General features: G+C 69.8%; 19 protein-coding genes and 1 pseudogene. 12 read left to right on the top strand and 8 right to left on the bottom strand.

Annotated features, from left to right (window positions below):
* Window positions 1–13: 13 nt before the first annotated feature.
* Both ACE2AC_RS07740 and ACE2AC_RS07735 read left to right on the top strand, forming a co-directional pair.
* Window positions 14–613, top strand: coding sequence for a superoxide dismutase (locus ACE2AC_RS07740; protein ID WP_375691524.1), 600 nt, complete (start codon window positions 14–16; stop codon window positions 611–613).
* A gap of 374 nt (window positions 614–987) precedes the next feature.
* Window positions 988–1,320: a hypothetical protein gene (locus tag ACE2AC_RS07735; protein WP_375691523.1), complete on the top strand. Its 333-nt coding sequence runs from the start codon at window positions 988–990 to the stop codon at window positions 1,318–1,320.
* A gap of 7 nt (window positions 1,321–1,327) precedes the next feature.
* Here ACE2AC_RS07735 and ACE2AC_RS07730 read toward each other — a convergent pair whose 3' ends face one another.
* The 3 genes from ACE2AC_RS07730 to ACE2AC_RS07720 all read right to left on the bottom strand — a co-directional run bounded on the left by ACE2AC_RS07730 (window position 1,328) and on the right by ACE2AC_RS07720 (window position 3,585).
* Window positions 1,328–2,626 (bottom strand): alpha/beta hydrolase family protein, encoded by a 1,299-nt coding sequence (locus ACE2AC_RS07730; RefSeq protein ID WP_375691522.1) that lies wholly within the window; start codon window positions 2,624–2,626, stop codon window positions 1,328–1,330.
* Between the two features lie 82 nt (window positions 2,627–2,708).
* Window positions 2,709–3,254 carry an SRPBCC domain-containing protein gene (locus ACE2AC_RS07725; RefSeq protein ID WP_375691521.1) on the bottom strand — a complete coding sequence of 182 codons (546 nt, stop codon included), beginning with the start codon at window positions 3,252–3,254 and terminating at the stop codon, window positions 2,709–2,711.
* A complete protein-coding gene (locus ACE2AC_RS07720; RefSeq protein ID WP_375691520.1) occupies window positions 3,244–3,585 on the bottom strand; it encodes an ArsR/SmtB family transcription factor in 342 nt (113 codons plus the stop codon). Before ACE2AC_RS07720 ends, ACE2AC_RS07725 begins: the two co-directional genes overlap by 11 nt.
* 122 nt (window positions 3,586–3,707) lie before the next feature.
* Between ACE2AC_RS07720 and ACE2AC_RS07715 the strand changes: the two genes are divergently transcribed.
* Complete coding sequence (locus ACE2AC_RS07715) at window positions 3,708–4,163, top strand: host attachment family protein (protein WP_375691519.1); 456 nt, start codon at window positions 3,708–3,710, stop codon at window positions 4,161–4,163.
* 52 nt (window positions 4,164–4,215) lie between these two features.
* Here the strand turns inward: ACE2AC_RS07715 and ACE2AC_RS07710 are convergent, their stop codons facing one another.
* Window positions 4,216–4,764 (bottom strand): TIGR00730 family Rossman fold protein, encoded by a 549-nt coding sequence (locus tag ACE2AC_RS07710; RefSeq protein WP_375691518.1) that lies wholly within the window; start codon window positions 4,762–4,764, stop codon window positions 4,216–4,218.
* A 228-nt stretch (window positions 4,765–4,992) separates the two neighbouring features.
* On the opposite strand from ACE2AC_RS07710, the gene ACE2AC_RS07705 reads away from it, so the two are divergent.
* The gene (locus ACE2AC_RS07705; protein WP_375691517.1) at window positions 4,993–6,465 is read left to right on the top strand and encodes a LysM peptidoglycan-binding domain-containing protein; all 1,473 of its coding nucleotides are present in this window, start codon (window positions 4,993–4,995) and stop codon (window positions 6,463–6,465) included.
* Here the strand turns inward: ACE2AC_RS07705 and ACE2AC_RS07700 are convergent.
* Window positions 6,417–6,809 carry an ArsR/SmtB family transcription factor gene (locus tag ACE2AC_RS07700; RefSeq protein ID WP_375691516.1) on the bottom strand — a complete coding sequence of 131 codons (393 nt, stop codon included), beginning with the start codon at window positions 6,807–6,809 and terminating at the stop codon, window positions 6,417–6,419. The genes ACE2AC_RS07705 and ACE2AC_RS07700 overlap by 49 nt on opposite strands.
* Before the next feature lie 90 nt (window positions 6,810–6,899).
* Between ACE2AC_RS07700 and ACE2AC_RS07695 the strand changes: the two genes are divergently transcribed.
* Window positions 6,900–8,717 carry an ABCB family ABC transporter ATP-binding protein/permease gene (locus ACE2AC_RS07695; protein WP_375691515.1) on the top strand — a complete coding sequence of 606 codons (1,818 nt, stop codon included), beginning with the start codon at window positions 6,900–6,902 and terminating at the stop codon, window positions 8,715–8,717.
* A 286-nt stretch (window positions 8,718–9,003) separates the two neighbouring features.
* Here ACE2AC_RS07695 and ACE2AC_RS07690 read toward each other — a convergent pair whose 3' ends face one another.
* From ACE2AC_RS07690 to ACE2AC_RS07680, 3 genes are all read right to left on the bottom strand, one after another.
* Entirely contained in the window at window positions 9,004–9,855 is an 852-nt protein-coding gene (locus ACE2AC_RS07690; protein ID WP_375691514.1) for an SAM-dependent methyltransferase, read from the bottom strand.
* 83 nt (window positions 9,856–9,938) lie between these two features.
* Window positions 9,939–13,502 (bottom strand): efflux RND transporter permease subunit, encoded by a 3,564-nt coding sequence (locus ACE2AC_RS07685; RefSeq protein WP_375691513.1) that lies wholly within the window; start codon window positions 13,500–13,502, stop codon window positions 9,939–9,941.
* Window positions 13,499–14,791, bottom strand: coding sequence for an efflux RND transporter periplasmic adaptor subunit (locus ACE2AC_RS07680; RefSeq protein ID WP_375691512.1), 1,293 nt, complete (start codon window positions 14,789–14,791; stop codon window positions 13,499–13,501). The genes ACE2AC_RS07685 and ACE2AC_RS07680 overlap by 4 nt, the downstream gene beginning before the upstream one ends.
* Before the next feature lie 228 nt (window positions 14,792–15,019).
* Here ACE2AC_RS07680 and ACE2AC_RS07675 point away from each other — a divergent pair, with 228 nt between their 5' ends.
* The 7 genes and pseudogenes from ACE2AC_RS07675 to fdhF all read left to right on the top strand — a co-directional run bounded on the left by ACE2AC_RS07675 (window position 15,020) and on the right by fdhF (window position 24,767).
* Window positions 15,020–15,697 (top strand): tetratricopeptide repeat protein, encoded by a 678-nt coding sequence (locus ACE2AC_RS07675; RefSeq protein ID WP_375691511.1) that lies wholly within the window; start codon window positions 15,020–15,022, stop codon window positions 15,695–15,697.
* 90 nt (window positions 15,698–15,787) lie between these two features.
* A complete protein-coding gene (locus ACE2AC_RS07670) occupies window positions 15,788–17,083 on the top strand; it encodes a PQQ-binding-like beta-propeller repeat protein (protein WP_375691510.1) in 1,296 nt (431 codons plus the stop codon).
* A gap of 67 nt (window positions 17,084–17,150) precedes the next feature.
* Complete coding sequence (gene der / locus ACE2AC_RS07665) at window positions 17,151–18,653, top strand: ribosome biogenesis GTPase Der (protein WP_375691509.1); 1,503 nt, start codon at window positions 17,151–17,153, stop codon at window positions 18,651–18,653.
* Window positions 18,654–18,766: 113 nt separating this feature from the next.
* On the top strand, window positions 18,767–19,648 hold the full coding sequence (locus ACE2AC_RS07660; RefSeq protein WP_375691508.1) for a LysR family transcriptional regulator: 882 nt from the start codon (window positions 18,767–18,769) through the stop codon (window positions 19,646–19,648).
* Between the two features lie 98 nt (window positions 19,649–19,746).
* Window positions 19,747–20,214 (top strand): formate dehydrogenase subunit gamma, encoded by a 468-nt coding sequence (locus ACE2AC_RS07655; RefSeq protein ID WP_375691507.1) that lies wholly within the window; start codon window positions 19,747–19,749, stop codon window positions 20,212–20,214.
* Window positions 20,211–21,740 carry an NADH-ubiquinone oxidoreductase-F iron-sulfur binding region domain-containing protein gene (locus tag ACE2AC_RS07650; protein WP_375691506.1) on the top strand — a complete coding sequence of 510 codons (1,530 nt, stop codon included), beginning with the start codon at window positions 20,211–20,213 and terminating at the stop codon, window positions 21,738–21,740. Before ACE2AC_RS07655 ends, ACE2AC_RS07650 begins: the two co-directional genes overlap by 4 nt.
* Before the next feature lie 130 nt (window positions 21,741–21,870).
* Window positions 21,871–24,767 (top strand): annotated as a pseudogene (gene fdhF, locus ACE2AC_RS07645) (formate dehydrogenase subunit alpha).
* Window positions 24,768–24,775 lie beyond the last annotated feature (8 nt).

Below are 24,775 nucleotides of genomic sequence, written 5' to 3'. Positions count from 1 at the left end.
AAAGGACTGTCCCATGGCATTCGAACTTCCCGATCTTCCTTACGCCCACGACGCGCTGGCCGACCTCGGCATGTCGAAGGAGACGCTGGAATACCACCACGACATCCACCACAAGGCCTATGTCGACAACGGCAACAAGGCGATCGCCGGGACCGAGTGGGAAGGCAAGTCGGTCGAGGAGATCATCAAGGGCACCTACGACCCCAAGGCCGTTGCGCAGAACGGCATCTTCAACAACGCCTCGCAGTTCTGGAACCACAACCAGTTCTGGGAAATGATGGGCCCGGGCGAGAAGAAGATGCCCGGCGAGCTGGAGAAGGCGCTGGTCGAAGCCTTTGGTTCGGTTGACAAATTCAAGGAAGACTTCAGCGCCGCCGGCGCCGGCCAGTTCGGCTCGGGCTGGGCCTGGCTGGTGAAGGACACCGATGGCGCGCTGAAGATCACCAAGACCGAGAACGGCGTGAACCCGCTCTGCTTCGGCCAGACCGCGCTGCTGGGCTGCGACGTGTGGGAGCACTCCTACTACATCGACTTCCGCAACAAGCGCCCGGCCTACCTGTCGAACTTCCTCGACAAGCTGGTGAACTGGGAAAACGTCGCCTCGCGCATGTAAGCCGCGACGACATCGGATTTCGGGAAACGCCCGCCGGGAGACCGGCGGGCGTTTTTCGTGGTTAAGCAAAGGTGGCGGGCGCGGGCGGGGCGCTGGGCGGCGGATCGGGCGAATCGGGCCGGGTTTGGCCGGGTTAACAGGGGCTTGGAGGGCGTTGCGGCACGTCGGTATCACGTCGGTATTGCGTCGGTATCGCGTCGGTATCGCGTCGGTGCGGGCCGCGGCGGGGCGGCGGGTGAACGGTGCGCGCGGTCGGACGCGGCGGCCGCGGCGTGCCACCCTACGGCGGCGATGCTTGACGGCGGCGCGGGGCGTCCTACCGATCCTTATCCCGGCGGGTGGTTCCGGCGGCGGCGGCAGCGGAGAGATGGCCCATGTACGGTGAGATGTTTCGCGCGATGGCGCAGTGGCAGTCGGCGGCGATGAGCGCGGCCCAGATCGGCGTTTCGGCGGCGATGGTGATCCAGATGCGGATGATGCAGATGGCGCTGGGCACGATGTCGCCGGCGGAGGCCACGCGGATGGTGTTCGAGAAGCAGACGGCGCTGGCGCGGTCGACCGAGCGTTCGGCGCGGGCGCTGGCGGCGAACAAGGGGCCCGCGGCGGTGACGGCGGCGGCGCTGGCGCCCTATCGCACCGCGACGCGGGCCAATGCCAAGCGGCTGGCCCGGCAGGATCCGACGCGGCCCAAGGGGTCGCGCCGGTAGGGGTGGCCTATTCGGCCGTCCGTTTCTCGAAGGTCAGGCCCTTGGCGGTGCGGTTACCGAAGCCCTTCCAATAGGTGTTGTCCGGCTTGGGCTGGCCCGCGTCGTCCATCGACCAGACGCCGTCCTCGGCGTTTTCGATGAGGTCGAAGTAGGCGGCCTTGTCCGCGTCGCCCTTCAGGTGGGTGTCCATGAACGCGGTGGCAAAGTGCTGGAGCACGTTGTTCATCCGCGTGGTGTCCCAGACCGCGTCGGCGTAGTGCTCGAACGGCGCCCAGCCGAGCGCCTCGGACATGGCCCAGCTTTCGGCGGGGGCGGGCATCGGGGCGGCGGCGTTGTGGTTGGCCCCGGCAAAGGTCAGCAGCATCCGGTCGGTGGCGGTGGTTTCCTCGAAGATCTGGCGGATGGCGTCGTATTGCGACACGTCGTCCACACTGCCCGCCACAAGCAGCAGCGGCTTTTCGAGGCCCTTGAGGCTGTCGGCGTCGAAGAAGGCGCGGTTGCGGCCCCAGGGGCCGATGGCGACGATCGCCTTGACGCGCGGGTCGACCAGGGCGGTCAGCTCTTCGCTGCCGGTGGCGTTGCGGTCGAGCAGGTCCTGCGGCGGGACGAAGGCATCGGGGGCGTCGCGGGTGACCGCCTCCTGGCTGAGGCCGCCGCCGCCGAAGATCAGCGCGCCGTAGCCGCCCATCGAATAGCCGATGACGCCGGTCTGATCGGCGTCGGTGATGGCGCCGATCTCGTCGTCGAGCGTCGCCATGCTTTCGACCAGGAAGGCCTGGTCGAGGGGGCGGTTCACCAGGGTCGAGGTGAAGGCGTTCATGTCGTCGTAGGTGCTGTCGGGGTGATCGGCGGAGACCACGACATAGCCCTTGGTGGCGAGGTTCTCGCCCAGGTGGCTCATCAGGAAGCGGTTCCCGGGATAGCCGTGCGAGATCAGGATGAGCGGAAAGGTCCCCTCGGCCGGGGCGGCGTCGCGGGCGGCCTGGCCGGTGAGCGAGACCTGGGTGGTGCCGTCGCGCAGGAAGACGCCGTCGTAGGTGCCGCCCGGTTCGGTGCCCTCGGCGGCCGGATACCAGACCTCGACCGTGATCTCGCGGTCGTAGGTCGGGACCTCGCCCTCGGCCGTGGCATTGACCACGTCGGGGCGGCCGGGATCGGTGAAGGTCAGGGTGCGGACGCCGATGACGTGATCGCCCGGGGCGGCCAGTTCGGGGGCGTCGGGGCGTTGCAGGTCTATGCGGTTCTCGGCCATCAGCGGTGTCGTCATCAGCACCGCGGCGGCGGCGGCGGTCAGCATCTTGGTCATGTGGGCTCCTCCCAAAGCGTGGGAGGAGCCTGCCTTGATGTGCGCGGCGGCTCAAGCCCCGGCGGCAGATGTCATGAGAGTGTCATTCCAGCGGCCAGTTGGCGATGCGCTGTTCCTTCTTTGCCGTCATGGCGATGAGGGGCGACAGTGCCATGACCATGCGTCCGCTGAAGGCGGGTTTGCCGGTTTCGGCCAGCGCCTTGAGGTTGGTGCCGATGAACTTCTGCGCGCCCAGCATTTCCCGTTCGAGCCGGCCGCCGCGGCGGGCCTCGGCGATCTCGAGCTCGAACATGGTGCCGCCGTCGGCGGGGGTCAGCCGATAGGTGACGGTGGCGGGCGGCTCGTCGATGTGGGTCATGCGGAAGGTGTGGGCGTAGAGGTGCGGCGGCTCGAAGGCCAGCACCTCGCCCACCACCATGGCGATCTTGCGGTTGGGGTGGACCATGCGCATCCGGGCGCCGGGGCGCAGGCCGTCCCGGGTGTCGCAGATCGCGCCGAAGAAGAACGGCAGCACCGTGTCGGTGGCCACCAGCAGCGACCAGACGGTGTCGACCGGGGCGGCGATGAAGGTGCGGTTCACATGGGTGGTCGCGGCGGCGGAAGCGTGGCGCGGGGCGTCAATCGTCATCGTCATTCTCTTTCCTTTCCAATGCTGCGGCCTCGGCCGCGGATTTCAGTGACAGCACGCGATCTGCCCAGAATGCCTCGTACGTGCCGAGCCAGCGCGCGTGGATCTGCTGGATCGGGACGGCGTTCAGAAAAAGCCGGCGGGAGCGTCCCTCTTTCCGGCTGATGACGAGACCGGCCGCCGAGAGCACCGCGAGGTGGTTCATCACCGCGATGCGGGAGACGTCGAACCGGGCCGCGAGCGCGCCGACGGCAATGCCGGGCGTGTCGCGGATGATGTCGAGCATCTGCCGCCGCGTGGTGTGGGCGAGGGCCGCGAAGACCGAATCCATGTCATCATTGGTAATCATGTAATTACATAATTACATATCTGCGAGTCGGTCAAGCGGGAACGGAACCGCGGCGGGGGCGCGGCGGTTTTTCCGGTGAAGAAAGTGACCAAAGGAGGATCATCATGGCAGAGCTGAAAACGGGCACCTGGGTGCTGGTGGCGGACAGCGAGAAGGCGCTGTTTCTCGAGAACATCGCAGACGGTGAGGATCCGCACCTGGTGGTGCGGGCCGAGGAGGCGCAGGAGAACCCGTCGGACCGCGAGCAGGGGGCGAACCGGCCGGGGCGGATGAAGGACGTGGGCGTGGGCCAGCGGTCGGCGCTGGACGACACCGACTGGCACGAGCTGGCCAAGCACCGGTTCGCGGCCGACCTGGCCGACATCCTCTATCGCCGGGCGCACCGGGGCGAGTTCGACCGGATCGTGCTGGCCTGCGCGCCGCAGGTGCTGGGCGACCTGCGCCAGGCGCTGCACAAGGAGGTCAGCGACAAGGTGGTGGGCGAGGTGCCGAAGGTGCTGACCAACCACCAGCTCGACAAGATCGAGCAGATCGTGAAGGCGGAGCTGGCGGCGGCCTGAAGGCCCGCCGAGGCGGGGGGCTGCGGCCCCCCGTCCGTGCCGGGCGCCGGGCCTAGAGCCGGGCGTCGAGCAGCGTCATCAGGGCGGGCACGTCCGCGGCGCTGTCGACCATTCCCGCCAGCGAGGGCGCGGCGAAGCCTTCGGTCACGACATGGTCGACGAGGCCGATAAGGGGCTGCCAGTAGCCTTCGGTGTCGAGCAGCACGATGGGCTTGTCGTGCAGGCCGAGCTGGCGCCAGGTCAGCACCTCGAAGAATTCATCGAGAGAGCCGGCGCCGCCGGGCAGGACGACGATCGCGTCGCAGTTCATGAACATGACCTTCTTCCGCTCGTGCATCGTCTCGGTCACGATGAAGCGGGTGAGGTCGCGCTTGCCGACCTCGAGGTCGAGCAGGTGCACCGGGATCACGCCGAAGGTGTCTCCGCCGGCGGCCTGGGCGGCCCGCGCAGTGCGGCCCATCAGCCCGACATCGCCCGCGCCGTAGACCAGCCGCCAGCCCCGGCCGGCGATCGACTGGCCGAGCTCTTCGGCGGCGGCGGCGTAGGCGGGGCGGGTCCCGTCGCGGGAGCCGCAGAAGACGCAGATCGAAGTCACGGACATACAACACTCTTTTTCTGGAAGCTGCGGCGCAGGGGCACGCTTGTTTTGACCCGTGATAGCCTTGTTGATATACGTGCTCAACCGCAGAGCCGGGGAGGCTCTGCCTGAAGGGGACCTTTGATGAGTAAATCGGCGGGGATGGGCGGTTGGCCTCTTGCCACCGTGGCCGCCGTGGCGGCGGCTGCGGTCGTTGCGTACTGGTTTTATCCCCGGGCCCCGGAGGTGACGATGCCGGCGGTGCCCGAGGGCGGCAGCCAGGCGGCGCTGCCACAGGCGGAGGCCCCGGAGGCCGGCGGCGCAGGCGCCGCGCCCAAGGCGAAAAGCGACGCCGACACCGGGACGGCGGACGCCGCGGCGGTGGCCGAGGGGCCGGAGCCGCCGAAGTTCGACGTGGTGCGGGTGGAGGCCGACGGCTTCACCCTGGTCGCGGGGAACGCGGAGCCCAACTGGAACATCGTGATCGAGCTCGACGGGGTCGAGCAGAGCCGGGAAGAGGCCAACGACCAGGGCACCTTCGTGGCGTTCCTGTCGCTGGGCCTGTCGGACAAGCCGCAGGTGCTGACGCTGTCGATGATCGGGCCGGACGGGCAGGGGCCGATCGCCTCGACCGACCGGGTGATCCTGGAACCGCGCGGCGCGGTGGAGGTCGCGGCGGCCGAGACCGGGGCGGCGGCGCCGGAGGCGCAGGCCGGTACCGGGGCGGACGTGGCTGCGGCAGAGGCTGCCGAGGACGCGGGAGAGACAACGACAGTTGCCGACACGGCGGACGCGGCGGCGGATGCGCCGGCGGCGTCGACCGAGATGGTCGCTGCGGCAACGGGTGAAACGTCTCCGGCGGCGGCGCCGTCCGCGGCGGGTGCCGAGGAGAGTGCGGCGACGGCAGGCGCGGTGGTGGCCACGAGCGAGGGTGGCACCGCGGCCGCGGATGCGGCGGCGGCCACAGCCCCGGCGGCGGACGCCCCGGCCGCGGCCGGAGGCGCCACGACCGAGGTGGCGGCCGCGGGCGACGGTGGCGCAACGGCGGGTGACACGCAGTCGGCAGAGGCGGAGACCGGCAGCGCGCCGGCCCCGACAGGATCGGCGGCGGGCGAGACGGCGGCGGCCGAGGCGACGCCCGAGGCCCCGGCCAACCCGGCCGCGCCCAAGGTCATCCTGGCTGGCGAGGGCACGGCGCGGGTCCTGCAGGATCCGGCGGCGGCCGCGCCCGACGCGCCGCGCGACGTCGAGATCGAGACCATCGCCTATACCGAGGCGGGCGAGGTGGCGCTGAGTGGGCGCGGCCTGCCGGAAGGCTTCGTGCGGGTCTACCTCAACAATCGCCCGATCTCGGACATCGCGATCGGCGAGGACGGCACCTGGCACGGCGAGTTGCCCGAGGTGGCGACCGGGGTCTACACCCTGCGGGTCGACGAGCTGGATGCCGAGGGCAAGGTCCGTTCGCGCACCGAGACGCCGTTCGAGCGCGAGGACCGGGCCGAGGTGCGCAACGCGCTGAAGGCGCAGATGCAGAACGGGCTGATGCAAGTGACGGTGCAGCCGGGCTTTACCCTATGGGCGATCGCGCGGGAGAATTACGGCGAGGGGCTGCAGTACGTGCAGGTCTTCGAGGCCAACCGCGACCGGATCCGCAATCCCGACCTGATCTATCCGGGTCAGATCTTCACGGTACCCGGGGCCGAGGCGGCGCCCGCCGCCGACTGAGCGGCATGCCCGCCGTGGCCGTGGTGCGCCGGGTTGGTGCAGCAGGCGCGGATGTCGGGATCGGCGGCGCAGCAATCGTTCAGCAGGTGATGGATCAGCGCACCCATGCGGGCGCGGTCCGCCACGTAGATCACCTGCCGGCCCTCGCGCCGGGGGGTGATCAGCCCGGCATGTTCCAGGTGGCGCAGGTGGAAGGAGAGGGCCGAGGCCGACATGCCGACGGCGCGCGCGATCTCGCCCGCACTGGCACCGGCCTCGCGCCGGGGAACCAGCAGCCGCACGATGTCGAGCCGCGTCTCGTGGGCGAGCGCGGACAGGGCGGCGAGGGCTGGACCTTTCTCCATATTTCAATTACTCAACGACTCTTGAATTGTTATCCGTGATACCCTGATCCTTTCGGTCAGGCAAGTGCCGGACCCGCAGACGGACGCCCCATGCGCAGAACCACACCCACCGACTCCGACATGCCGCGGAACGGCATGGCCATCATCAAGCGGGTGATGCCCTATCTCTGGCCCGACGACGCGCCCTGGGTGAAGCGGCGCGTGGTGCTGGCGCTGATCGCGCTGCTGGCGGCCAAGCTGGTGGCGGTGGTGACGCCGTTCTTCTTCAAGGCGGCGGTGGACGCGCTGACCGGCGAAGGCGAGTCGGTCGCCTGGCTGGTGGGCGTGGGCGCCATCGGGCTGACGGTGGCCTACGGCATGACGCGGGCGCTGAACGTGGTGTTCCAGCAGCTGCGCGACGTGGCCTTTGCGCGCGTCGGCCAGCGCGCGCTGCGGCAGCTGGCGCTGGAGACCTTCGAGCACATCCACGCGCTGTCGATGCGCTATCACATCACGCGGCGCACCGGGGGCCTGTCCCGGATCATCGAGCGCGGGGTGAAGGGCGTCGATTTCCTGCTGCGCTTCATGCTGCTTTCGATGGGGCCGCTGATCCTGGAGCTCGCGCTGGTGGCGATCATCCTGTGGTGGGTGTTCGACATCCGCTACCTGCTGGTCGTGGTCGTCGTGGTGGCCACCTATGTCGCCTTCACCTTCAAGGTGACCGAGTGGCGGGTGAAGCTGCGCAAGGAGATGAACGACCAGGACACCGACGCGAACCAGAAGGCGATCGACAGCCTGCTGAACTTCGAGACGGTGAAGTACTTCGGCGCCGAGACCCGCGAGGCGGCGCGCTATGACCACGCGATGGAACGCTACGAGGAGGCCGCGGTGAAGACGGCCTATTCGCTGGCCTTCCTGAATGCGGGCCAGTCGGTGCTGATCACCGTGGGGCTGGTGGGGGTCATGGTGCTGGCCGCGACAGGCGTGCAGTCGGGCGAGCTGACGGTGGGCGATTTCGTCATGGTCAACGCCTACATGCTGCAGATCACCATGCCGCTGAACTTTCTCGGGACGGTCTATCGCGAGATCCGGCAGGCGCTGGTGGACATGGGCGAGATGTTCGCGCTGCTCGACCAGCCGGCCGAGATCCGGGACAAGCCGGATGCGCCTGCGCTGCAGGTCGGCGGCGGCGAGGTCACGTTCGACAGGGTGAAGTTCGGCTACGAGCCCGAGCGGCCGATCCTGAAGGGCGTGTCGCTGACCGTCGGGGCGGGGCAGAAGGTGGCGATCGTCGGGCCCTCGGGCGCGGGCAAGTCGACCATCGGGCGGCTTCTCTTCCGGTTCTACGAGGTGACCGGCGGGGCGCTGAGGATCGACGGGCAGGACGTGCGCGACGTGACGCAGGAGAGCCTGCATGCCGCGATCGGGGTGGTGCCGCAGGACACCGTGCTCTTCAACGACACGATCCGCTACAACATCGCCTATGGCCGCGCGGGCGCCTCGCAGGCCGAGATCGAGGCGGCGGCGCAGGCGGCGCAGATCCACGATTTCATCCTGTCGCTGCCCGAGGGCTACGACACCAAGGTGGGCGAGCGCGGGCTGAAGCTGTCGGGTGGCGAGAAGCAGCGGGTCGGGATCGCCCGGACGCTGCTGAAGGACCCTCCGATCCTGCTGCTGGACGAGGCGACCTCGGCGCTCGACACCGAGACGGAGCGGTCGATCCAGACCGCGCTGGCGCGGGCCGGGCAGGGGCGGACGGTGCTGACCATCGCGCACCGGCTGTCGACGGTGGCCGATGCCGACCGGATCGTGGTGCTGGAGGCCGGCCGGATCGCCGAGGAGGGCACCCACGCTGAGTTGCTGGCGCAGCGCGGACGGTACGCGGCGCTCTGGTCGCGGCAGCAGGCCGAGGCGGACGAGGCGGCTTGAGGCCGGGGGGGGGTCGTGACGGTGCCGGCGGTGCGTGCGGAGCACGCACCCTACGTGGGGGTGTGGGGACGGGGCGGTGCGTGGGGAGTGCGTAGCCGGCGTGTGGGCTTGAGGCCGGGGCGGTGCGTGGGGAGCGCGTAGCCGGCGTGTGGGCGTGAAGCCGGGGCGGTGCGTGCGGAGCAGGCACCCTACGTGGGGCGTGCGGTTGGGGTGATGGAGGGGGCGCTGCCCCCGCCGGGCCGGTGGCCCGGCCCCCCGGAGTATTTCCGGCAAGATGAAGCGCGGGTCAGGGCGCGGTGGCGGTCACGAGGTTCACGCGGGCGGGGATCTGCAGGCCTTGCGGCGTGTCGTAGGCGGCGAAGCGGGTGCGGATGTCGGCGAGGATGGCCTCGAGGTCGGCTTCGGTGCCCTGCATCAGGCGCATGACGCGGGCACCGGGGCCGATGTGGCGTGCCAGTGCGACGGCGGCGTCGAGGCCGGCGGCGACCGGCAGGTGGGTGTCGGTGGGCGTGGCGGTGACCGCGGTGAAGCCGGCGGCGTCGAGGATGGCGGTGACGCGGGCCGGGTCGCGGAAGGCGAGGGGGCCGGGGGCGTCGGGATCGCCGGCGGGCGGGCGGCCGAGGCGGGCGACGGCGGCCTCGAGCGCCTCGCCGAACCAGGGATTGTGCTCGGCCGGGGCCCAGGCGGCGAAGGCGAGGCGGCCGCCGGGGCGGAGCAGCCCGCGGATCCGGGTGAAGGCCGCGACCGGGTCGTCGAAGAACATCACCCCGAAGCGCGACAGGGCGACGTCGAAGCCGGTTTCTCCGGCGGTGTCGGTCTGCACGTCGAGGACGCGGACCTCGGCCTGGGACAGCCCCTCCTGCGCGAGCCAGGCGTTGGCGCGCGCGCTCATCGGTTCGGAGATGTCGAGGCCGAGGACCCGGCCCGCCGGGCCGACCGCGCGGGCCGCGGCGACCATGGTGGCGCCCGCGCCGGGGCCGATGTCGAGCACGCGGTCGCCGGGCGAGAGGCCGGCCGCGTCGAGCACGAGGTCGAGGACCCGGCCGTGCAGTTCGTCTAGGATGTCCTGCCGGGCGACCCAGGTCTCGCCGGGATCGGCATTCCAGAAGGCGCGTTCGTCGCTGTTGGCGGAGGTCATGGCAAATCCCTTGGTGAAATGTCGCCAGCCTAGCACGGGACCCGCCGGAAACGAACCGGGCGCCGCAGGGGCGCCCGGTGGGATCATTCCGCGGCCTTCAGGCCGCCGGTGTCGGGCAGCACCCGGGTACCGGGGCCCTCGTCGTCCCAGATGATCTCGGGCGCCTTGAGGCGGCGGGCGGCGCGGCGCAGGGCCCAGTCCTCGGCCGCCTGGCTGCCGCGGCCGAAGGAGAGGCGGGCGAGCAGGCGGGCGATCCAGCGGACGTAGGTCACGGCCCAGACCCGCAGCGCCAGCATCGAGGGCGTGAAGAGCAGCGTCAGCACCGTCGCGATGCCGAGGCCGAAGACCACCGCGGTCGCCAGCTGCTTCCACCACAGCGCGGTCGGGCTGTCGATCGAGTAGCCGCCGTTGAAGAAGTCGAGGCTGAGGCCCAGCATCATCGGCGCGAGGCCGGCCATGGTGGTGATCGTGGTCAGCAGCACCGGGCGCAGGCGGTCCTCGGTGGTGCGGATGATCGCCTCGATCCGGGGCATGTAGGCGGAGTATTCCTGATAGGTGTCGATCAGGACGATGTTGTTGTTCACCACGATCCCCGCCAGCGCGACGATCCCGGTCCCGGTCATGATGATCGAGAAGGACTGCCCCATCACCAGCATGCCGATCAGCACGCCGGCGGTCGAGAGCACCACCGCCAGCAGCACAAGGATCGAGTTGTAGAACGAGTTGAACTGCGCCAGCAGGATGATGAACATCAGCGCCAGCGAAGCCGAGAAGGCGGTCATCAGGAACTGTTCGGATTCCGACTGGTCCTCCTGGTCGCCGGTCCATTCCCATTCGATGCCGGCCGGGAAGTCGGCGGTTTCGAGCCAGGCGGTCAGCGTCTCGATCCGTTCCTGCGGGGTCATCGGGACCTGGTTGCCGTTCGGCCCCTCGACGGTCAGGCCGGGGGTGACGGCGGCCTTGATGTCGAAGAAGCGTTTCTGGCCGACGCGCTTGATCTGGGCGAGTTTCTCGACCGGTTCGCGGGTGATGAAGTTCGACAGCGGCACGAGGCCCTCGGAGGTGCGGACCTTGAGGGTGTCGAGGGTCGAGAGCACGCGGTCGGCTTCGGGCAGGCGGACGCGGATGTCGACCTCTTCGTCGGAGCTGTCGACCGGCATGGTGTCGAGCAGCAGGCCGCGGGTGACCAGCTGGACCATCGCGCCGACCACGGCGACGTTGGCGCCGTAGCGGCCGGCCTTTTCGACGTCGACGTCGATCTGCCAGTCGATGCCGGGCAGGGGCAGCGTGTCCTCGGTCAGCGACAGGCCCGCAGTCTCGTCGAAGCGGGCGCGCGCCATCTCGGTCGCGGCGATCAGGTCTTCCCAGTCGTCGCCCTTGATGCGCAGGTGCACCGGCTTGGCCGAGGCGGGGCCCATGGCGGCGTTGAGGATTTCCACCTTGATACCGGGGATCGCCTCGAGCCGTTCGGTCAGTTCGTCGATGACGATGTCGCCGTCGAGCTCGGGCTGGTCCTTGCGGTCCTCCCACGGGACGATCTCGAGGTTGATCTGGCCGATGGTGTCGAGCGGCGGCTGCGCGCCGCCGGTGTTGGTGTCGAGCCCGCCGTCACCGGCAAAGGCGAAGGCGTTCAACACGCCCGGATGGGCCAGCACGATCTCTTCGGCCTGCTTGACGAGGTCGTCCTTCTGGTCGAGCGAGAGGTTGCCGCGGGCGCGGACGTAGACGATGGCCTGTTCCGGTTCGCTTTCGGTGAAGAACTCGACGCCGTTGTTGTTCTGGCCGTAGAGGGTGAAGGTGCCCATCACGAAGGCGATCACAGCGCCGATGGTCACCAGCGGCATGATCGGGTTGCCGGTGATGAACTTGATCAGGTAGCCGAACGGCGTGCGGCGGTGGCCGGCGCGGATGCGCGGCTTGCGCCATTCGAACTTGGCCGCGCCGAGGGCGATGGTGGCGAAGACGCAGGCGGCGATGAAGAGCAGCGCGCCGGGCAGGTGGGCCATGGCGCCGTCCGAGATCTCGTCATTGCCGGTCAGGTAGCCGGGGTTGATGGTCTGCATCGCGCCGATGAAGAGGCCGTAGATCGCGACCGGCACCAGGATCGCGCGCAGCCACCACGGCCAGTTGGCGCGCATCCAGTCCGAGATCCGCCAGATCACCCGGCTGAACCGGCCCGAGACGCCGCCGACGACCGGCAGGTAGATCATCACCACGATCAGCGAGGCCGAGAGCACGAAGATCAGCGTGACGGGGAGCATCCCCATGAATTCGCCGACCACGCCGGGCCAGAAGAGCATCGGCAGGAAGGCGCAGAGCGTCGTCGCGGTCGAGGAGACGACCGGCCAGAACATCCGCTTGGCGGCCTCGACATAGGCATGCATCGGGCCGCTGCCCTCGGCGATGCGCTTGTCGGCGTATTCGGCGACCACGATGGCGCCGTCGACCAGCATCCCCACGGCGAGGATCAGGCCGAACATCACGATGTTCGAGATGGTGATCCCCATGATCCCCAGGAGCACGAAGCAGAGCAGGAAGGAGGTCGGGATCGAGAAGCCCACCAGCAGGGCGGGGCGCGGGCCGAGGGCGCCGAGCACGACGATCATCACCAGCGCGATCGCGGTCAGGACCGAGCCTTCGAGCTGCTGGACCATGGAGCCGACCACGCGGCTCTGGTCGTTCGAAGCGCCGACAGTGACCGCGGCCTGCAGTTCCTCGGGCCATTCGTCCTGGGCCTGGGCGATCACCTGCTTCACCTGGTCGACGGTGTCGATCAGGTTGTAGCCCTTGCGCTTGACCACCTGCAGCGCGACGGTCGGTTCGCCGTTGAAGCGGGCGGTGCCGGTGCGGTCCTCGAAGGTGAGGCGGATGTCGGCCAGTTCGCCCAGCGTCACGGTGCGGTCGCCGTTGCGCTTGACCGGCAGGGCGTAGATGTCGCGCGGTTCGTCGAAGGAGCCGGGGATCTTGACCGAGAAGGTGCCGCCCTCGCTCTCGATCTCGCCGGCGGCGATGAGCTGGTTGTTGTTGGTGACGACCTGGATCAGCTCGTCGGCGCTGACGTTGTAGCTTTCCAGCCGGAGCGGGTCGATGATGACCTCGACCATCTCCTGGCGGTTGCCGGCGATCCCGGCCTCGAGCACGGAATCGAGGGTTTCGACCTTTTCCTGCAGGTCCTGCGCCACCTTGGTCATCGTGCGTTCCGGCACCTGGCCGGTGAGGTTCACGATGATGATGGGAAACTCGGAAAAGTTGATCTCGTTGACGGAGTACTTGTCGTAGCCTTCGGGGAACTTGGCCTCGGCCTTGGACATGGCGTCGCGGACGTCGGCCATGGTCTTGGTCTTGTCCCAGCCGAATTCGAACTCCAGCGCGACGCCGGCATAGCCCTCGGCGGCGGTCGAGGTCATCTTGTCCAGCCCGTCGAGATCGGCGAGCTCGGTTTCCATCGGCTTGATCAACAGCGTCTCGGAATCCGCGGCCGAGATGCCGGGGAAGGGGACCGAGATGAAGAGGGCGGGGATCTCGATGTCCGGTTCGCCCTCTTTCGGCAGGTTGATGTAGGAATAGGCCCCCGCCGCCAGCGAGAGCACGATGAAGGCGAGGATCATGCGGGCGCGCGAGGCGGCCCAGTCGACGATACCCGTCATTGGGTCGGCTCCTGGAAGGTCGGCGCCACCGATACGCCGGGCACGACGTATTCCTGGCCGATGATGATCACGTCCACGGTTTCCGGCAGGCCGGTCAGCCAGACGCCCTGCGCGCTGTCGCGCATCACGTCGACCGGCACGAAGTCGGCCATGTTGTCCGCGGTGACGATCCGCACGCCAAGCGTGCCCTCGTCGTCGAGCGTCAGGGCCGACTGCGGCAGCAGGTGGGCCTTTTCGCCCGCCGCCTCGATCCCGATCTCGGCGGTCTGGCCGTCGCGGATCGCCATGTCGGGGTTCGGGACCTCGATCTCGACCCGGAAGGTGCGGGTGGCGGGGTCGGCGGAGCGCGACAGGAAGGTCACCTGGCCCACCACCTCGCGGGTGCCGTTGGCCAGGCGCGCGCCGGCGCGGGCGCCCTTCTCGACGCGGTCGACCTCGGTCTCGGGGATGTAGCCGACGATCTTGATCGGATCGAGCTGGATGATCGTGGCGCAGAGCCCGCCGGTCTGCAGCAGGGAGCCGATTTCCGCCGTGTCGGATTCGAGCAGGCCGCCGAACGGGGCGGTGATGGTCAGGCGGTCGATCTCACGCTGGGCGCCGGCGACGGCGGCCTCGGCCGACTGGATCGCGGCGGTCACGGTGGACAGCCCCGATTCCGCCGAGGCGAGCCCGGCCTCGGCCGAACGGACGGCGGCGCGGGCCGAGGCCACGCGGGTGTCGGAGGCATAGCCGCCCTCGGACAGTTTCACCGCCGCGTTCTGGTTGATGTTGGCCTCTTCCAGCGCGGCCTTGGCTTCCTCGACCCGGGCCTCGGCCGAGGGGACGGTGGCGCGGGCCTCGGCCAGGCGGGCCTCGGCCTCGGCCAGGGAGGCCTCGCGCGTGCCGGGGTCGATCTTGCAGATCAGGTCGCCCTCGGCCACCTCGGCGCCCTTGCGCAGCGGGGTGGAGATCACCCGGCCCGAGGTCTCGGCCCGCAGTTCGACCTGGCGGGCGGCCTCGGTCTCACCGCGCAGGATGACCGCGCCGTCGACCTCGCTTGCCGTCGAGTGCACCGCCACGACGCCGACCGGCTTGTGCCGGATGTCCTTGGGGGTCTCGACCTCGGCGGTGTCCTCGACCGGCTGGGCGGCGGCCGCGCTCATCGCCGGAGCGGCTTCGCCCTGGGCGATGGCGACCGACTCCTCGAGGCTCGACCCCGTGGCGAAGGCGACAAGCGCATCGCGGTAGAGGATGACGATGGTCAGGGAGAGGGCGACCACGATGGCCGTGATAAGGGGTACTAGGCGCATGTCTTGATCCGGTTTGTCGCGAGCCTCGCAGGCAATACGGCATGAGATTGGCTGCCGGATGACTCGACGCAAGGTGCGTCGGGAAATTTTCTGAACTATCCGGTTCAGATTAGACATTTCTGCAACGCGGCGCAAGGGCTTGCACCATGCCTGACCTCGCCGTGAGCGGGTATTGGCAGGGCCGGGTCAAAGCTGTAAGAGAGGCCGGAAATCAAGGGAGAATTCCGCGTGAGCGATACCGACAGCTTCATCGACGAGGTCACCGAGGAGGTCCGCCGGGACCGGCTGTTCGCGCTGATGAAGCGCTACGGATGGATCGCGATCGTGCTGGTTGTGCTGCTGGTCGGCGGGGCCGCGTGGAACGAATACCGCAAGGCCGAGGCGCGGGCGACGGCGCAGGCGCTTGGCGATGCGCTGCTTGGCGCGCTGGACCAGGGCAGCCCCGAGGAGCGGGTTGCGGCGCTGGAAACCGTGCCGGCCGAGACCGCCGGGCAGAAGGCCGTGACCGCGATGCTGGAGGCGGCCGAGCAGGCCAATGCCGGCGATCCGACCGCGGCCCATGCCACGCTGATGCAGGTGTCCGAGATGGCGGACGTGCCGCAGGTCTACCGCGACCTGGCGACCTTCAAGGCGCTGGCCATCGCCGGTGGTGCGATGACGCCGGCCGAGCGTCGCGCCGGCTACGAGGCGCTGGCCGCGCCGGGTGCGGCGATGCGCCTGCTGGCCGAGGAACAGATCGCGTTGACCTACGTGGAAGAGGGCGACACCGCCGCCGCCGTCGAGGTTCTTGAGCGAATCCGGGCAGATGCCGAGGTCACCTCGGGCTTGCGTCAGCGGGTCACTCAGTTGATGGTGGCGCTCGGAGAGGATCCGAACGCGGGGCAGGCCCCCGCGGCGAGCGAATGACAAAAGGGGCCGTGAGCAATGGCTGAGGCAGGCGAAACTTCGGGCGGGCCCCTGGCCCGGCAAGCGACGCGGCGTGGGCTGAGCCTGGGCATGGCGGCCGTTCTGACACTGGTGGCCGCCTGCGGCGAACGCGAGGTGCTGCTGCCCGGCAAGCGCGAGGATCCGCGCGCCGTGCTGCTGACCGAGGGGCCCGATGCGCCCACGCCCGCCAACCGCAGCGCGGCGATCTCGCTGCCCGCGGCGACGGTGAACGCCGAATGGACGCAGGGCCCCGGCACGCCCGCGACCCGCACCACCCATCCCGCCCTGCGCCCCGCGCCGCAGCTGGCCTGGACCGCGCCGATCGGCGCCGGGGACGGCCGCCGGCAGCGCATCACCGCCGACCCGGTGGTGGGCGGCGGCCGGGTCTTCACGATGGATTCGGAATCGCAGGTCACCGCGACCTCGACCAACGGCCAGACGCTCTGGCAGAAAAGCCTGGTGCCCGCCCGTGACGGCGCGACCGACGCGGTCGGCGGCGGGTTGGCGCTTGGCGGCGGGCGGCTTTACGCCACCTCCGGTTTCGGCGAGGTCACGGCGATCGACCCGGCGACCGGCGCGGTGGCCTGGCAGCAGGACCTCGGGTCCGTCGGCGGCGGCGCGCCGAGCTATTCCGACGGCGTGCTCTACCTGGTGGCGGGCGACGGCACCGGCTGGGCGCTGGACGCGGCCAACGGGCGCATCCGCTGGCAGCTCGGCACCGCCCCGGTGATGAATGCCACCGTCGGCGGCGCGGCCCCGGCGGTGACCGGCCAGTTCGCGGTCATGCCCTACGGCAGCGGCGAGATCGTGGCGGCCTTCCGCAACGGCGGCGCGCGCCGCTGGGATACCTATGTCGCCGGGCGGCGCGACGGCTTTACCGTCGCCAACGTCTCGGGCGTGACCGGGGACCCGGTGGTCGTGGGCGACCGGGTGTTCGTCGGCACCAACTCCGGGCGCCTCGCCTCGATCGACATGAACACCGGCGACCGCCTGTGGACCGCGGACGAGGGCGCGCTGTCGCCGGTGGTGGCGACCGGCGGCTCGGTCTTCCTGGTGTCCGACCGGAACGAGCTGGTGCGCCTCGACGCGGCGACGGGCGACCGGATCTGGGGGGTGGAGCTGCCCTATTTCACCCGGACCCGCGCGCGCAAGCAGTCCGAGATCTATCGCCACTACGGCCCGATCCTCGCGGGCGGGCAGCTGGTGGTCGCCTCGAACGACGGCAAGCTGCGGTTCTTCGACCCGGTGTCGGGCACGCAGGTGCGGGTGATCGACCTGCCGGACGGCGCGACGACCAACCCTGTCGTGGCCGGCGGGACGCTGTACCTGGTGACCTCGGACGGGGACCTCGTGGCCTACCGCTGACCGCGGCGCTTTCCGTGGCCGGGGGAATGGTGTATCGGGGCGCTTCGGCAGCTCTGGAGTCTGATCCATGTCCTTCACCCTCGCCATCGTGGGCCGGCCCAACGTTGGCAAATCGACGCTCTTCAACCGTCTCGTCGGCAAGAAGCTGGCGCTGGTCGACGACCAGCCCGGCGTCACGCGCGACCTGCGCGAGGGCGACGCACGTCTGGGCGACCTGAAGTTCACCGTGATCGACACCGCCGGGCTCGAGGACGCGACCGACGACAGCCTGCAGGGCCGGATGCGGCGGCTGACCGAACGCGCGGTGGACATGGCCGACATCTGCCTGTTCCTGGTCGACGCGCGCGCCGGCGTCACCCCGGTCGACGAGATCTTTGCCGAGATCCTGCGCAAGCGCGCCGGCCACGTGATCGTCGCCGCCAACAAGGGCGAGGGGTCCGCCGCCGATGCCGGCGTGCTGGAAGCCTACGGCCTGGGCCTGGGCGAGCCGGTCCGCATCTCGGCCGAGCATGGCGAGGGGATGGCCGATCTCTACGCCGCGCTGATGCCGCTGGCCGACAGCTTTGCCGACCGCGCCGCCGTCGCCGAGGAGGCCGCGCCCGACACCGAGGTGACGATCGCCGAGGACGAGGACGAGGAACTTTCCGACGACGCGCTGAAGGCGGCCGAGGAGGCCTGGCGCCCGACCGAGAAGCGGCCGCTGCAGGTCGCCGTGGTGGGCCGCCCGAACGCGGGCAAGTCGACGCTGATCAACCGCATCCTCGGCGAGGACCGGCTGCTGACCGGGCCCGAGGCCGGGATCACCCGCGATTCCATCTCGATCCCGATCACCTGGGACGAGGTGCCGATGCGCATCTTCGACACCGCCGGCATGCGCAAGAAGGCAAAGGTGCAGGACAAGGTCGAGAAGCTGTCGGTCTCGGACGGGCTGCGCGCGGTCAAGTTCGCCGAGGTGGTCGTCGTGCTGCTGGATGCCGCGATCCCGTTCGAACAGCAGGACCTGCGGATCGCCGACCTGGCCGAGCGCGAGGGGCGCGCGGTGGTGGTCGCGGTGAACAAGTGGGACCTCGAGGACGAGAAGCAGGCCAAGCTGGCCGGGCTCAAGGAAGCCTTCGAGCGCCTTCTGCCGCAGCTGCGCGGCGCGCCGCTGGTGACGGTGTCCGCCAAGACGGGCCGCGGCCTCGACCGGCTGCACCGGGCCATCGTCAAGGCGCACGAGGTCTGGAACCGCCGCGTCTCGACCGGCCAGCTGAACCGCTGGCTCACGGGCATGCTGGAACAGCACCCGCCGCCGGCGCCGCAGGGCCGCCGGATCAAGCTGCGCTACATGACCCAGGCCAAGACCCGGCCGCCGGGCTTCGTGGTGATGTGCTCGCATCCCGACAAGATGCCGGCGAGCTACAACCGCTACCTGGTGAACGGGCTGCGCGACAGTTTCGACATGCCGGGCACGCCGATCCGGCTGACGCTGCGCGGGCAGGGCGACAAGAACCCCTACAAGGGCCGCAAGAAATCGACCCCCTCGCGCCTGCGCAAGCACCTCGACAAGCCCGGCACCGGCAAGAAGTAGGATGACGCGGCCCGCCCCCTTCCCCTGGTCCACGTATCCCGGGGGGATCGGCCGCAGGCCGATGGGGGGCTGGCCCCCCGGGCGCCCCGATGCCGCGCCCGGGGCCTTGCACGATGATCGACAAGCTGGAAATGCTGATCGCCCTGGCGCGAGAGGAACATTTCGGGCGCGCCGCCGAGAGCCTCGGCATCACCCAGCCGACGCTCAGCGCGGGCATCAAGCAGCTCGAGGCGCAACTGGGCGTGCAACTGGTCTGGCGCGGTTCGCGCTACGGCGGGCTGACGCCCGAAGGCGCCCGCGCGCTCGACTGGGCGCGGCGGATCGTCGGCGATGCCCGCACCCTGCGCGAGGAGATGCGCGCGGTGCACCGCGGCCTCTCCGGCACGCTCAGGATCGCGGTGATCCCCACGGCGCTGACCGTCGCCGCCCGGCTGACCGCCAGCTTCTGCGCCGCGCATCCCGGCGTCCGGGTGTCGGTGCTGTCGCGTTCCTCGGTCGAGATCCTGTCGATGATCGAGGATCTCGAGGCCGATGCCGGGGTCACCTACCTCGACAACGAACCGCTGGGGCGGATGGTGACCGTGCCGCTCTACCGCGAGGAATACCAGCTGGTCTGCCCGGCGGACTCGCCGCTGGCCGCACGGGACGAGGTCACCTGGGAGGAGATCGCCGGCGTCGCGCTCTGCCTGCTGACGCCCGACATGCAGAACCGCCGGATCGTGAACCAGCGCCTCTTCGAGGCCGGCGTCACGCCCGAGGTGCGGGTCGAGTCGAACTCCACCGTCGTGCTGATGAGCCACGTGGCCGAGGGCGGCTGGTCCACCATCCTCCCGCGCGAGATGGCAGGGTTCCTGTCGGCGGGCCGGGCGGTGAAGGCGGTGCCGATCCGGGGCGCCGCGGCGATGCATTCGGTGGGCCTGATCGCGCCCTGGCGCGAACCGCATACCCCGGTGCTCGAGGCGCTGATCGAGGCGGGGCAGCGGCTGGCGGATTGATAGACGTTATCTATCGACTGACGGATATGCGATATTGATTTCCCGCGTGACGGGGCGCAGAAGCGGGGCAAGACAGCCACCTCCGTGCCGAGGCCGCCATGCCCCATACCCCGCCCGCAGATGCGGATATCGACCGGATCATCGCCGATCACGCGCAGATGGAGGGGCCGGTCCTGCCGATCCTGCACGCGCTGGTGGCGGCGTTCGACCATGTGCCCGCCGCCGCCGTCGACCGGATCGCCCGGGCGCTGAACCTCGGCCGCGCCGAGGTGCATGGCGTCGTCAGCTTCTACCATGATTTCCGCACCGAGCCGGCCGGGCGCCGGGTGCTGCGCGTCTGCCGGGCCGAGGCCTGCCAGGCGCAGGGCGGAGCGGCGCTGGAAGCGGCGGCGCAGCGGCTGACCGGGCTCGACTGGGGCGAGACATCCGCCGACGGGGCCGTGACGCTTGAGCCGGTCTACTGCCTCGGCCTCTGCGCCTGCGGGCCGGCGGTGCAGGTCGACGGCGTGCTGCACGGGCGGGTCGATGCCGCGCGGCTCGATGCGCTGATGGAGGAGGGGGCATGAAGGTCTACGTCCCCCGCGACGCCGCCGCCCGCGCGCTTGGCGCCGATGCCGTGGCCGCGGCGATCCTGCGCGAGGCCGCCGCGCGCGGCGTGACGGTCGAGCTGGTGCGCAACGGCACCCGCGGCATGGTCTGGCTGGAACCGCTGGTCGAGGTCGCGACCGATGCGGGCCGCACCGCCTTCGGCCCGGTGACGGCGGCGGATGTGCCGGCCCTCTTCGACGCGGGCTTCGGCAATCACCCCCTGGCGCTCGGCCCGGTCGAGGCGATCCCCTTCTTCGCGAAACAGACCCGCTTGACATTTGCCCGCTGCGGGCTGACCGATCCGCTGTCGCTCTCCGACTACGAGGCGCATGGCGGCTTCGCCGGGCTGCGCCGCGCGCTCGGGATGACCGATGAGGCCATCGTCGCCGAGGTGACCCAGAGCGGGCTGCGCGGGCGTGGCGGCGCGGGCTTCCCGACCGGCATCAAGTGGGACACGGTCCGCAAGGCGCAGGCCGACCGCAAGTACATCGTCTGCAACGCCGACGAGGGCGACAGCGGCACCTTCGCCGACCGGATGATCATGGAGGGCGATCCCTTCTGCCTGGTCGAGGGCATGGTGATCGCGGGCCTCGGCACCGGAGCGCAAAAGGGCTTCGTCTACATCCGCTCGGAATATCCCGACGCGATCGAGGTGATGGGCCGGGCCATCGGGCTTGCGCGTGACGCGGGCCTGCTCGGGCCCGACATCCTCGGCTCCGGCCGCGCCTTCGACCTCGAGGTCCGGGTCGGCGCGGGCGCCTATGTCTGCGGCGAAGAGACGTCGCTGCTGAACTCGCTCGAGGGCAAGCGCGGCACCGTCCGCGCCAAGCCGCCGCTGCCCGCGCTGGAAGGCGCCTTCGGCAAGCCCACCGTGGTCAACAACGTCATCTCGCTCGCCACCGTGCCTGTGATCTTCGAAAAGGGCGCGGACCACTACCGCGACTTCGGCCTCGGCCGGTCGCGCGGCACCATCCCGCTGCAGATCGCCGGCAACGTGAAGCACGGCGGGCTTTTCGAGACCGCCTTCGGCCTCAGCCTCGGCGAGATCGTCGAGGGGATCGGCGGCGGCACTGCCTCGGGCCGCCCGGTCAAGGCGGTGCAGGTCGGCGGGCCGCTCGGCGCCTATTTCGGCCCGCACCAGTTCGACACGCCCTTCGGCTACGAGGAGTTCGACGGCGAGGGCGGGCTGATCGGCCACGCGGGCCTCGTGGTCTTTGACGACAGCGCCGACATGGGCGCGATGGCGCGCTTCGCGATGGAGTTCTGCGCGGTGGAAAGCTGCGGCAAGTGCACCCCCTGCCGGATCGGCGCGGTGCGGGGCGTCGAGACCATCGACCGCATCCGCCAGGGCGATGCCGGCGCGATCGAGCTGCTCGAGGATCTCTGCGAGACGATGAAGGACGGCTCGCTCTGCGCGCTCGGCGGCTTCACGCCCTACCCGGTGCTTTCGGCCCTGCGCCTCGCGCCCGAGGACTTCGCACCCCGCCGAGAGGCCGCGGAATGACGCGCGCCGCCTGCCATCCCGCACGCCGGCCCACCCTTCTCCTGGTCGATGTATCCCGGGGGAGTCGCGACCCCGTCGCGACGGGGGCAGAGCCCCCGGCCACCCTCTCTGCAATCCCGGAGGTCCGGACATGAAAGACTTCATCATTCCCCCGCCGACTGGGACATGGGCACGCCGCTGAAGACCGGCACGCCCGTCAGCCTGACCATCGACGGCTTTGCCATCACCGTGCCCGAGGGCACCAGCGTGATGCGCGCGGCGGCCGAGACCGGGCTGCGCATCCCCAAGCTCTGCGCGACCGACAGCCTCGAGGCCTGGGGCTCCTGCCGGCTCTGCGTGGTCGAGATCGAGGGGCGGCGCGGCACACCTGCCTCCTGCACCACGCCGGTGGCCGAGGGCATGGTGGTGCACACCCAGTCCTCCAAGGTGAAGAAGATCCGTCGCGGCGTGATGGAGCTCTACATCTCCGACCACCCGCTCGACTGCCTGACCTGCGCGGCCAACGGCGATTGCGAGCTGCAGGACATGGCCGGCATGGTCGGCCTGCGCGACGTGCGCTACGAGGCGCCGCAGGGCGGCGGCCTCGCCAACCATTTCGCGCCACGCGACACCTCGGGCCGGGCGAACCCGGAATGGCTGCCGAAGGACGAGAGCAACCCCTATTTCACCTATGACCCGGCCAAGTGCATCGTCTGCTCGCGCTGCGTGCGGGCCTGCGAGGAGGTGCAGGGCACCTTCGCGCTGACGATCGAAGGGCGCGGGTTCGAAAGCCGGGTCTCGCCGGGTGCGGCCGGTGACGATTTCCTGTCGTCGGACTGCGTGTCCTGCGGCGCCTGCGTGCAGGCCTGCCCGACGGGCACGCTGCAGGAAACTTCCGTCATCGAGCTGGGCACGCCGGACCGCTCGGTCATCACCACCTGCGCCTATTGCGGGGTCGGCTGTTCCTTCAAGGCCGAGCTGAACGGCGACGAGCTGGTTCGCATGGTGCCCTACAAGAACGGCAAGGCGAACCGGGGCCATTCCTGCGTGAAGGGGCGGTTTGCCTATGGCTACGCCGCGCACAGCGACCGGATCCTGAACCCGATGATCCGCGACCGGATCGAGGATCCCTGGCGCGAGGTGTCGTGGGACGAGGCGCTGAACTTTGCCGCCGGAAAGATGCGCGGCATCCAGGCGGCCTATGGCCAGAAGTCGATCGGCGTCATCACCTCGTCGCGCTGCACCAACGAGGAGACTTACCTCGTCCAGAAGCTTGCCCGCGCGGTCTTTGGCAACAACAACACCGACACCTGCGCGCGGGTCTGCCATTCGCCCACGGGTTACGGGTTGGGCCAGACCTTCGGCACCTCGGCCGGCACGCAGGATTTCGACAGTGTCGAGCACACCGACGTCGTCATCGTCATCGGCGCCAACCCGACCGACGGCCACCCGGTCTTTGCCTCGCGGCTCAAGAAGCGGCTGCGGCAGGGGGCCAAGCTAATCGTGATCGACCCGCGCCGGATCGACCTGGTCCGCTCGGCCCATGTCGAGGCGGCGCATCACCTGGCGCTGCGCCCCGGCACCAACGTCGCCGTGGTGACCGCGCTGGCGCATGTGATCGTCACCGAGGGGCTCTTCGACGAGGCCTTCATCCGCGAGCGCTGCGACTGGGACGAGTTCCTGGCCTATGCCGAGTTCGTCCGCGACCCGCGCCACAGCCCGGAAGCGAACGAGATGCTGACCGGCGTGCCCTCGGCCGAGCTGCGCGCCGCGGCGCGGACCTTTGCCCGGGGCGGCAACGGGGCGATCTACTATGGGCTCGGCGTGACCGAGCACAGCCAGGGCTCGACCACCGTGATGGGGATCGCCAACCTCGCCATGCTGACCGGCAACATCGGCCGGCCCGGCGTCGGGGTGAACCCGCTGCGCGGCCAGAACAACGTGCAGGGATCGTGCGACATGGGCAGCTTCCCGCACGAGCTGCCGGGCTATCGCCACGTGAAGAATGCCGATGTGCGCGAGATCTTCGAAAGCCTCTGGGGCGTGGCGATCGACCCGGAGCCGGGCCTGCGCATTCCCAACATGCTCGACGCGGCGGTCGATGGCACCTTCAAGGGCCTCTATTGCCAGGGCGAGGACATCCTGCAGTCCGACCCGGACACGAAACATGTCTCGGCGGGCCTCGCCGCGATGGACTGTGTGATCGTGCACGACCTGTTCCTGAACGAGACCGCAAACTACGCCCATGTCTTCCTGCCGGGCTCGACCTTTCTCGAGAAGGACGGGACCTTCACCAACGCCGAGCGCCGGATCAACCGGGTGCGCAAGGTGATGGCGCCACGCAACGGCTACGAGGATTGGGAGGTCACGCAGCTGCTGGCCAATGCCATGGGCGCGGACTGGCACTACACCCACCCGGCCCAGATCATGGAAGAGATCGCGGCGACGACGCCGTCCTTCGCCGGTGTCGATTACCCGATGCTCGAGGAAAAGGGATCGGTCCAGTGGCCCTGCAACGACAGCGCGCCCGAGGGCACGCCGCTGATGCACGTGGACCATTTCGTGCGCGGCAAGGGGCGGTTCATCGTGACCGAATATGTTGCGACGGATGAAAAGACCGGCCCGCGCTTCCCGCTCTTGCTGACCACGGGGCGGATCCTGTCGCAGTACAACGTCGGCGCGCAGACCCGGCGGACGGCGAACGTGGTCTGGCACGATCAGGACGTGCTGGAGATCCACCCGCACGATGCCGAGAACCGGGGGCTGAAGACCGGCGACTGGGTCAAGGTGGCGTCGCGGTCCGGCGAGACGACGCTGCGCGCGGAGGTCACCGACCGGGTCAGCCCCGGCGTGGTCTACACCACCTTCCACCACCCCGACACGCAGGCCAACGTGATCACCACCGACTATTCGGACTGGGCGACCAACTGCCCGGAATACAAGGTGACGGCTGTGCAGATCTCGGCCTCGAACGGGCCGTCGGACTGGCAGGAGGACTATTCCGCGCTCAGCGAACGGGCCCGGCGCATCCTGCCGGCGGCGGAATGAAGGGGGTC

The organism is Pseudooceanicola sp. LIPI14-2-Ac024 (genome assembly GCF_042188925.1).
In the GTDB taxonomy this organism is placed as follows: Bacteria; Pseudomonadota; Alphaproteobacteria; order Rhodobacterales; family Rhodobacteraceae; genus Pseudooceanicola.
Note: the sequence above shows the minus strand (reverse complement) of the source record. Positions and strands in the feature narration are given on the sequence as shown.

What these genes read in the sequence shown, in the direction of transcription:
- ACE2AC_RS07650 (WP_375691506.1), top strand. Translation starts at nt 20,211, where the DNA reads ATGAAGGTCTACGTCCCCCGCGACGCCGCCGCCCGCGCGCTTGGCGCC.
- ACE2AC_RS07685 (WP_375691513.1), bottom strand. Translation starts at nt 13,502, where the DNA reads ATGACGGGTATCGTCGACTGGGCCGCCTCGCGCGCCCGCATGATCCTC.
- ACE2AC_RS07670 (WP_375691510.1), top strand. Translation starts at nt 15,788, where the DNA reads ATGGCGGCCGTTCTGACACTGGTGGCCGCCTGCGGCGAACGCGAGGTG.
- ACE2AC_RS07730 (WP_375691522.1), bottom strand. Translation starts at nt 2,626, where the DNA reads ATGACCAAGATGCTGACCGCCGCCGCCGCCGCGGTGCTGATGACGACA.
- ACE2AC_RS07680 (WP_375691512.1), bottom strand. Translation starts at nt 14,791, where the DNA reads ATGCGCCTAGTACCCCTTATCACGGCCATCGTGGTCGCCCTCTCCCTG.
- ACE2AC_RS07705 (WP_375691517.1), top strand. Translation starts at nt 4,993, where the DNA reads ATGCCGGCGGTGCCCGAGGGCGGCAGCCAGGCGGCGCTGCCACAGGCG.
- ACE2AC_RS07690 (WP_375691514.1), bottom strand. Translation starts at nt 9,855, where the DNA reads ATGACCTCCGCCAACAGCGACGAACGCGCCTTCTGGAATGCCGATCCC.
- ACE2AC_RS07735 (WP_375691523.1), top strand. Translation starts at nt 988, where the DNA reads ATGTACGGTGAGATGTTTCGCGCGATGGCGCAGTGGCAGTCGGCGGCG.
- ACE2AC_RS07655 (WP_375691507.1), top strand. Translation starts at nt 19,747, where the DNA reads ATGCCCCATACCCCGCCCGCAGATGCGGATATCGACCGGATCATCGCC.
- ACE2AC_RS07725 (WP_375691521.1), bottom strand. Translation starts at nt 3,254, where the DNA reads ATGACGATTGACGCCCCGCGCCACGCTTCCGCCGCCGCGACCACCCAT.
- ACE2AC_RS07710 (WP_375691518.1), bottom strand. Translation starts at nt 4,764, where the DNA reads ATGTCCGTGACTTCGATCTGCGTCTTCTGCGGCTCCCGCGACGGGACC.
- ACE2AC_RS07700 (WP_375691516.1), bottom strand. Translation starts at nt 6,809, where the DNA reads ATGGAGAAAGGTCCAGCCCTCGCCGCCCTGTCCGCGCTCGCCCACGAG.
- ACE2AC_RS07715 (WP_375691519.1), top strand. Translation starts at nt 3,708, where the DNA reads ATGGCAGAGCTGAAAACGGGCACCTGGGTGCTGGTGGCGGACAGCGAG.
- ACE2AC_RS07740 (WP_375691524.1), top strand. Translation starts at nt 14, where the DNA reads ATGGCATTCGAACTTCCCGATCTTCCTTACGCCCACGACGCGCTGGCC.
- ACE2AC_RS07695 (WP_375691515.1), top strand. Translation starts at nt 6,900, where the DNA reads ATGCGCAGAACCACACCCACCGACTCCGACATGCCGCGGAACGGCATG.
- der (WP_375691509.1), top strand. Translation starts at nt 17,151, where the DNA reads ATGTCCTTCACCCTCGCCATCGTGGGCCGGCCCAACGTTGGCAAATCG.
- ACE2AC_RS07720 (WP_375691520.1), bottom strand. Translation starts at nt 3,585, where the DNA reads ATGGATTCGGTCTTCGCGGCCCTCGCCCACACCACGCGGCGGCAGATG.
- ACE2AC_RS07660 (WP_375691508.1), top strand. Translation starts at nt 18,767, where the DNA reads ATGATCGACAAGCTGGAAATGCTGATCGCCCTGGCGCGAGAGGAACAT.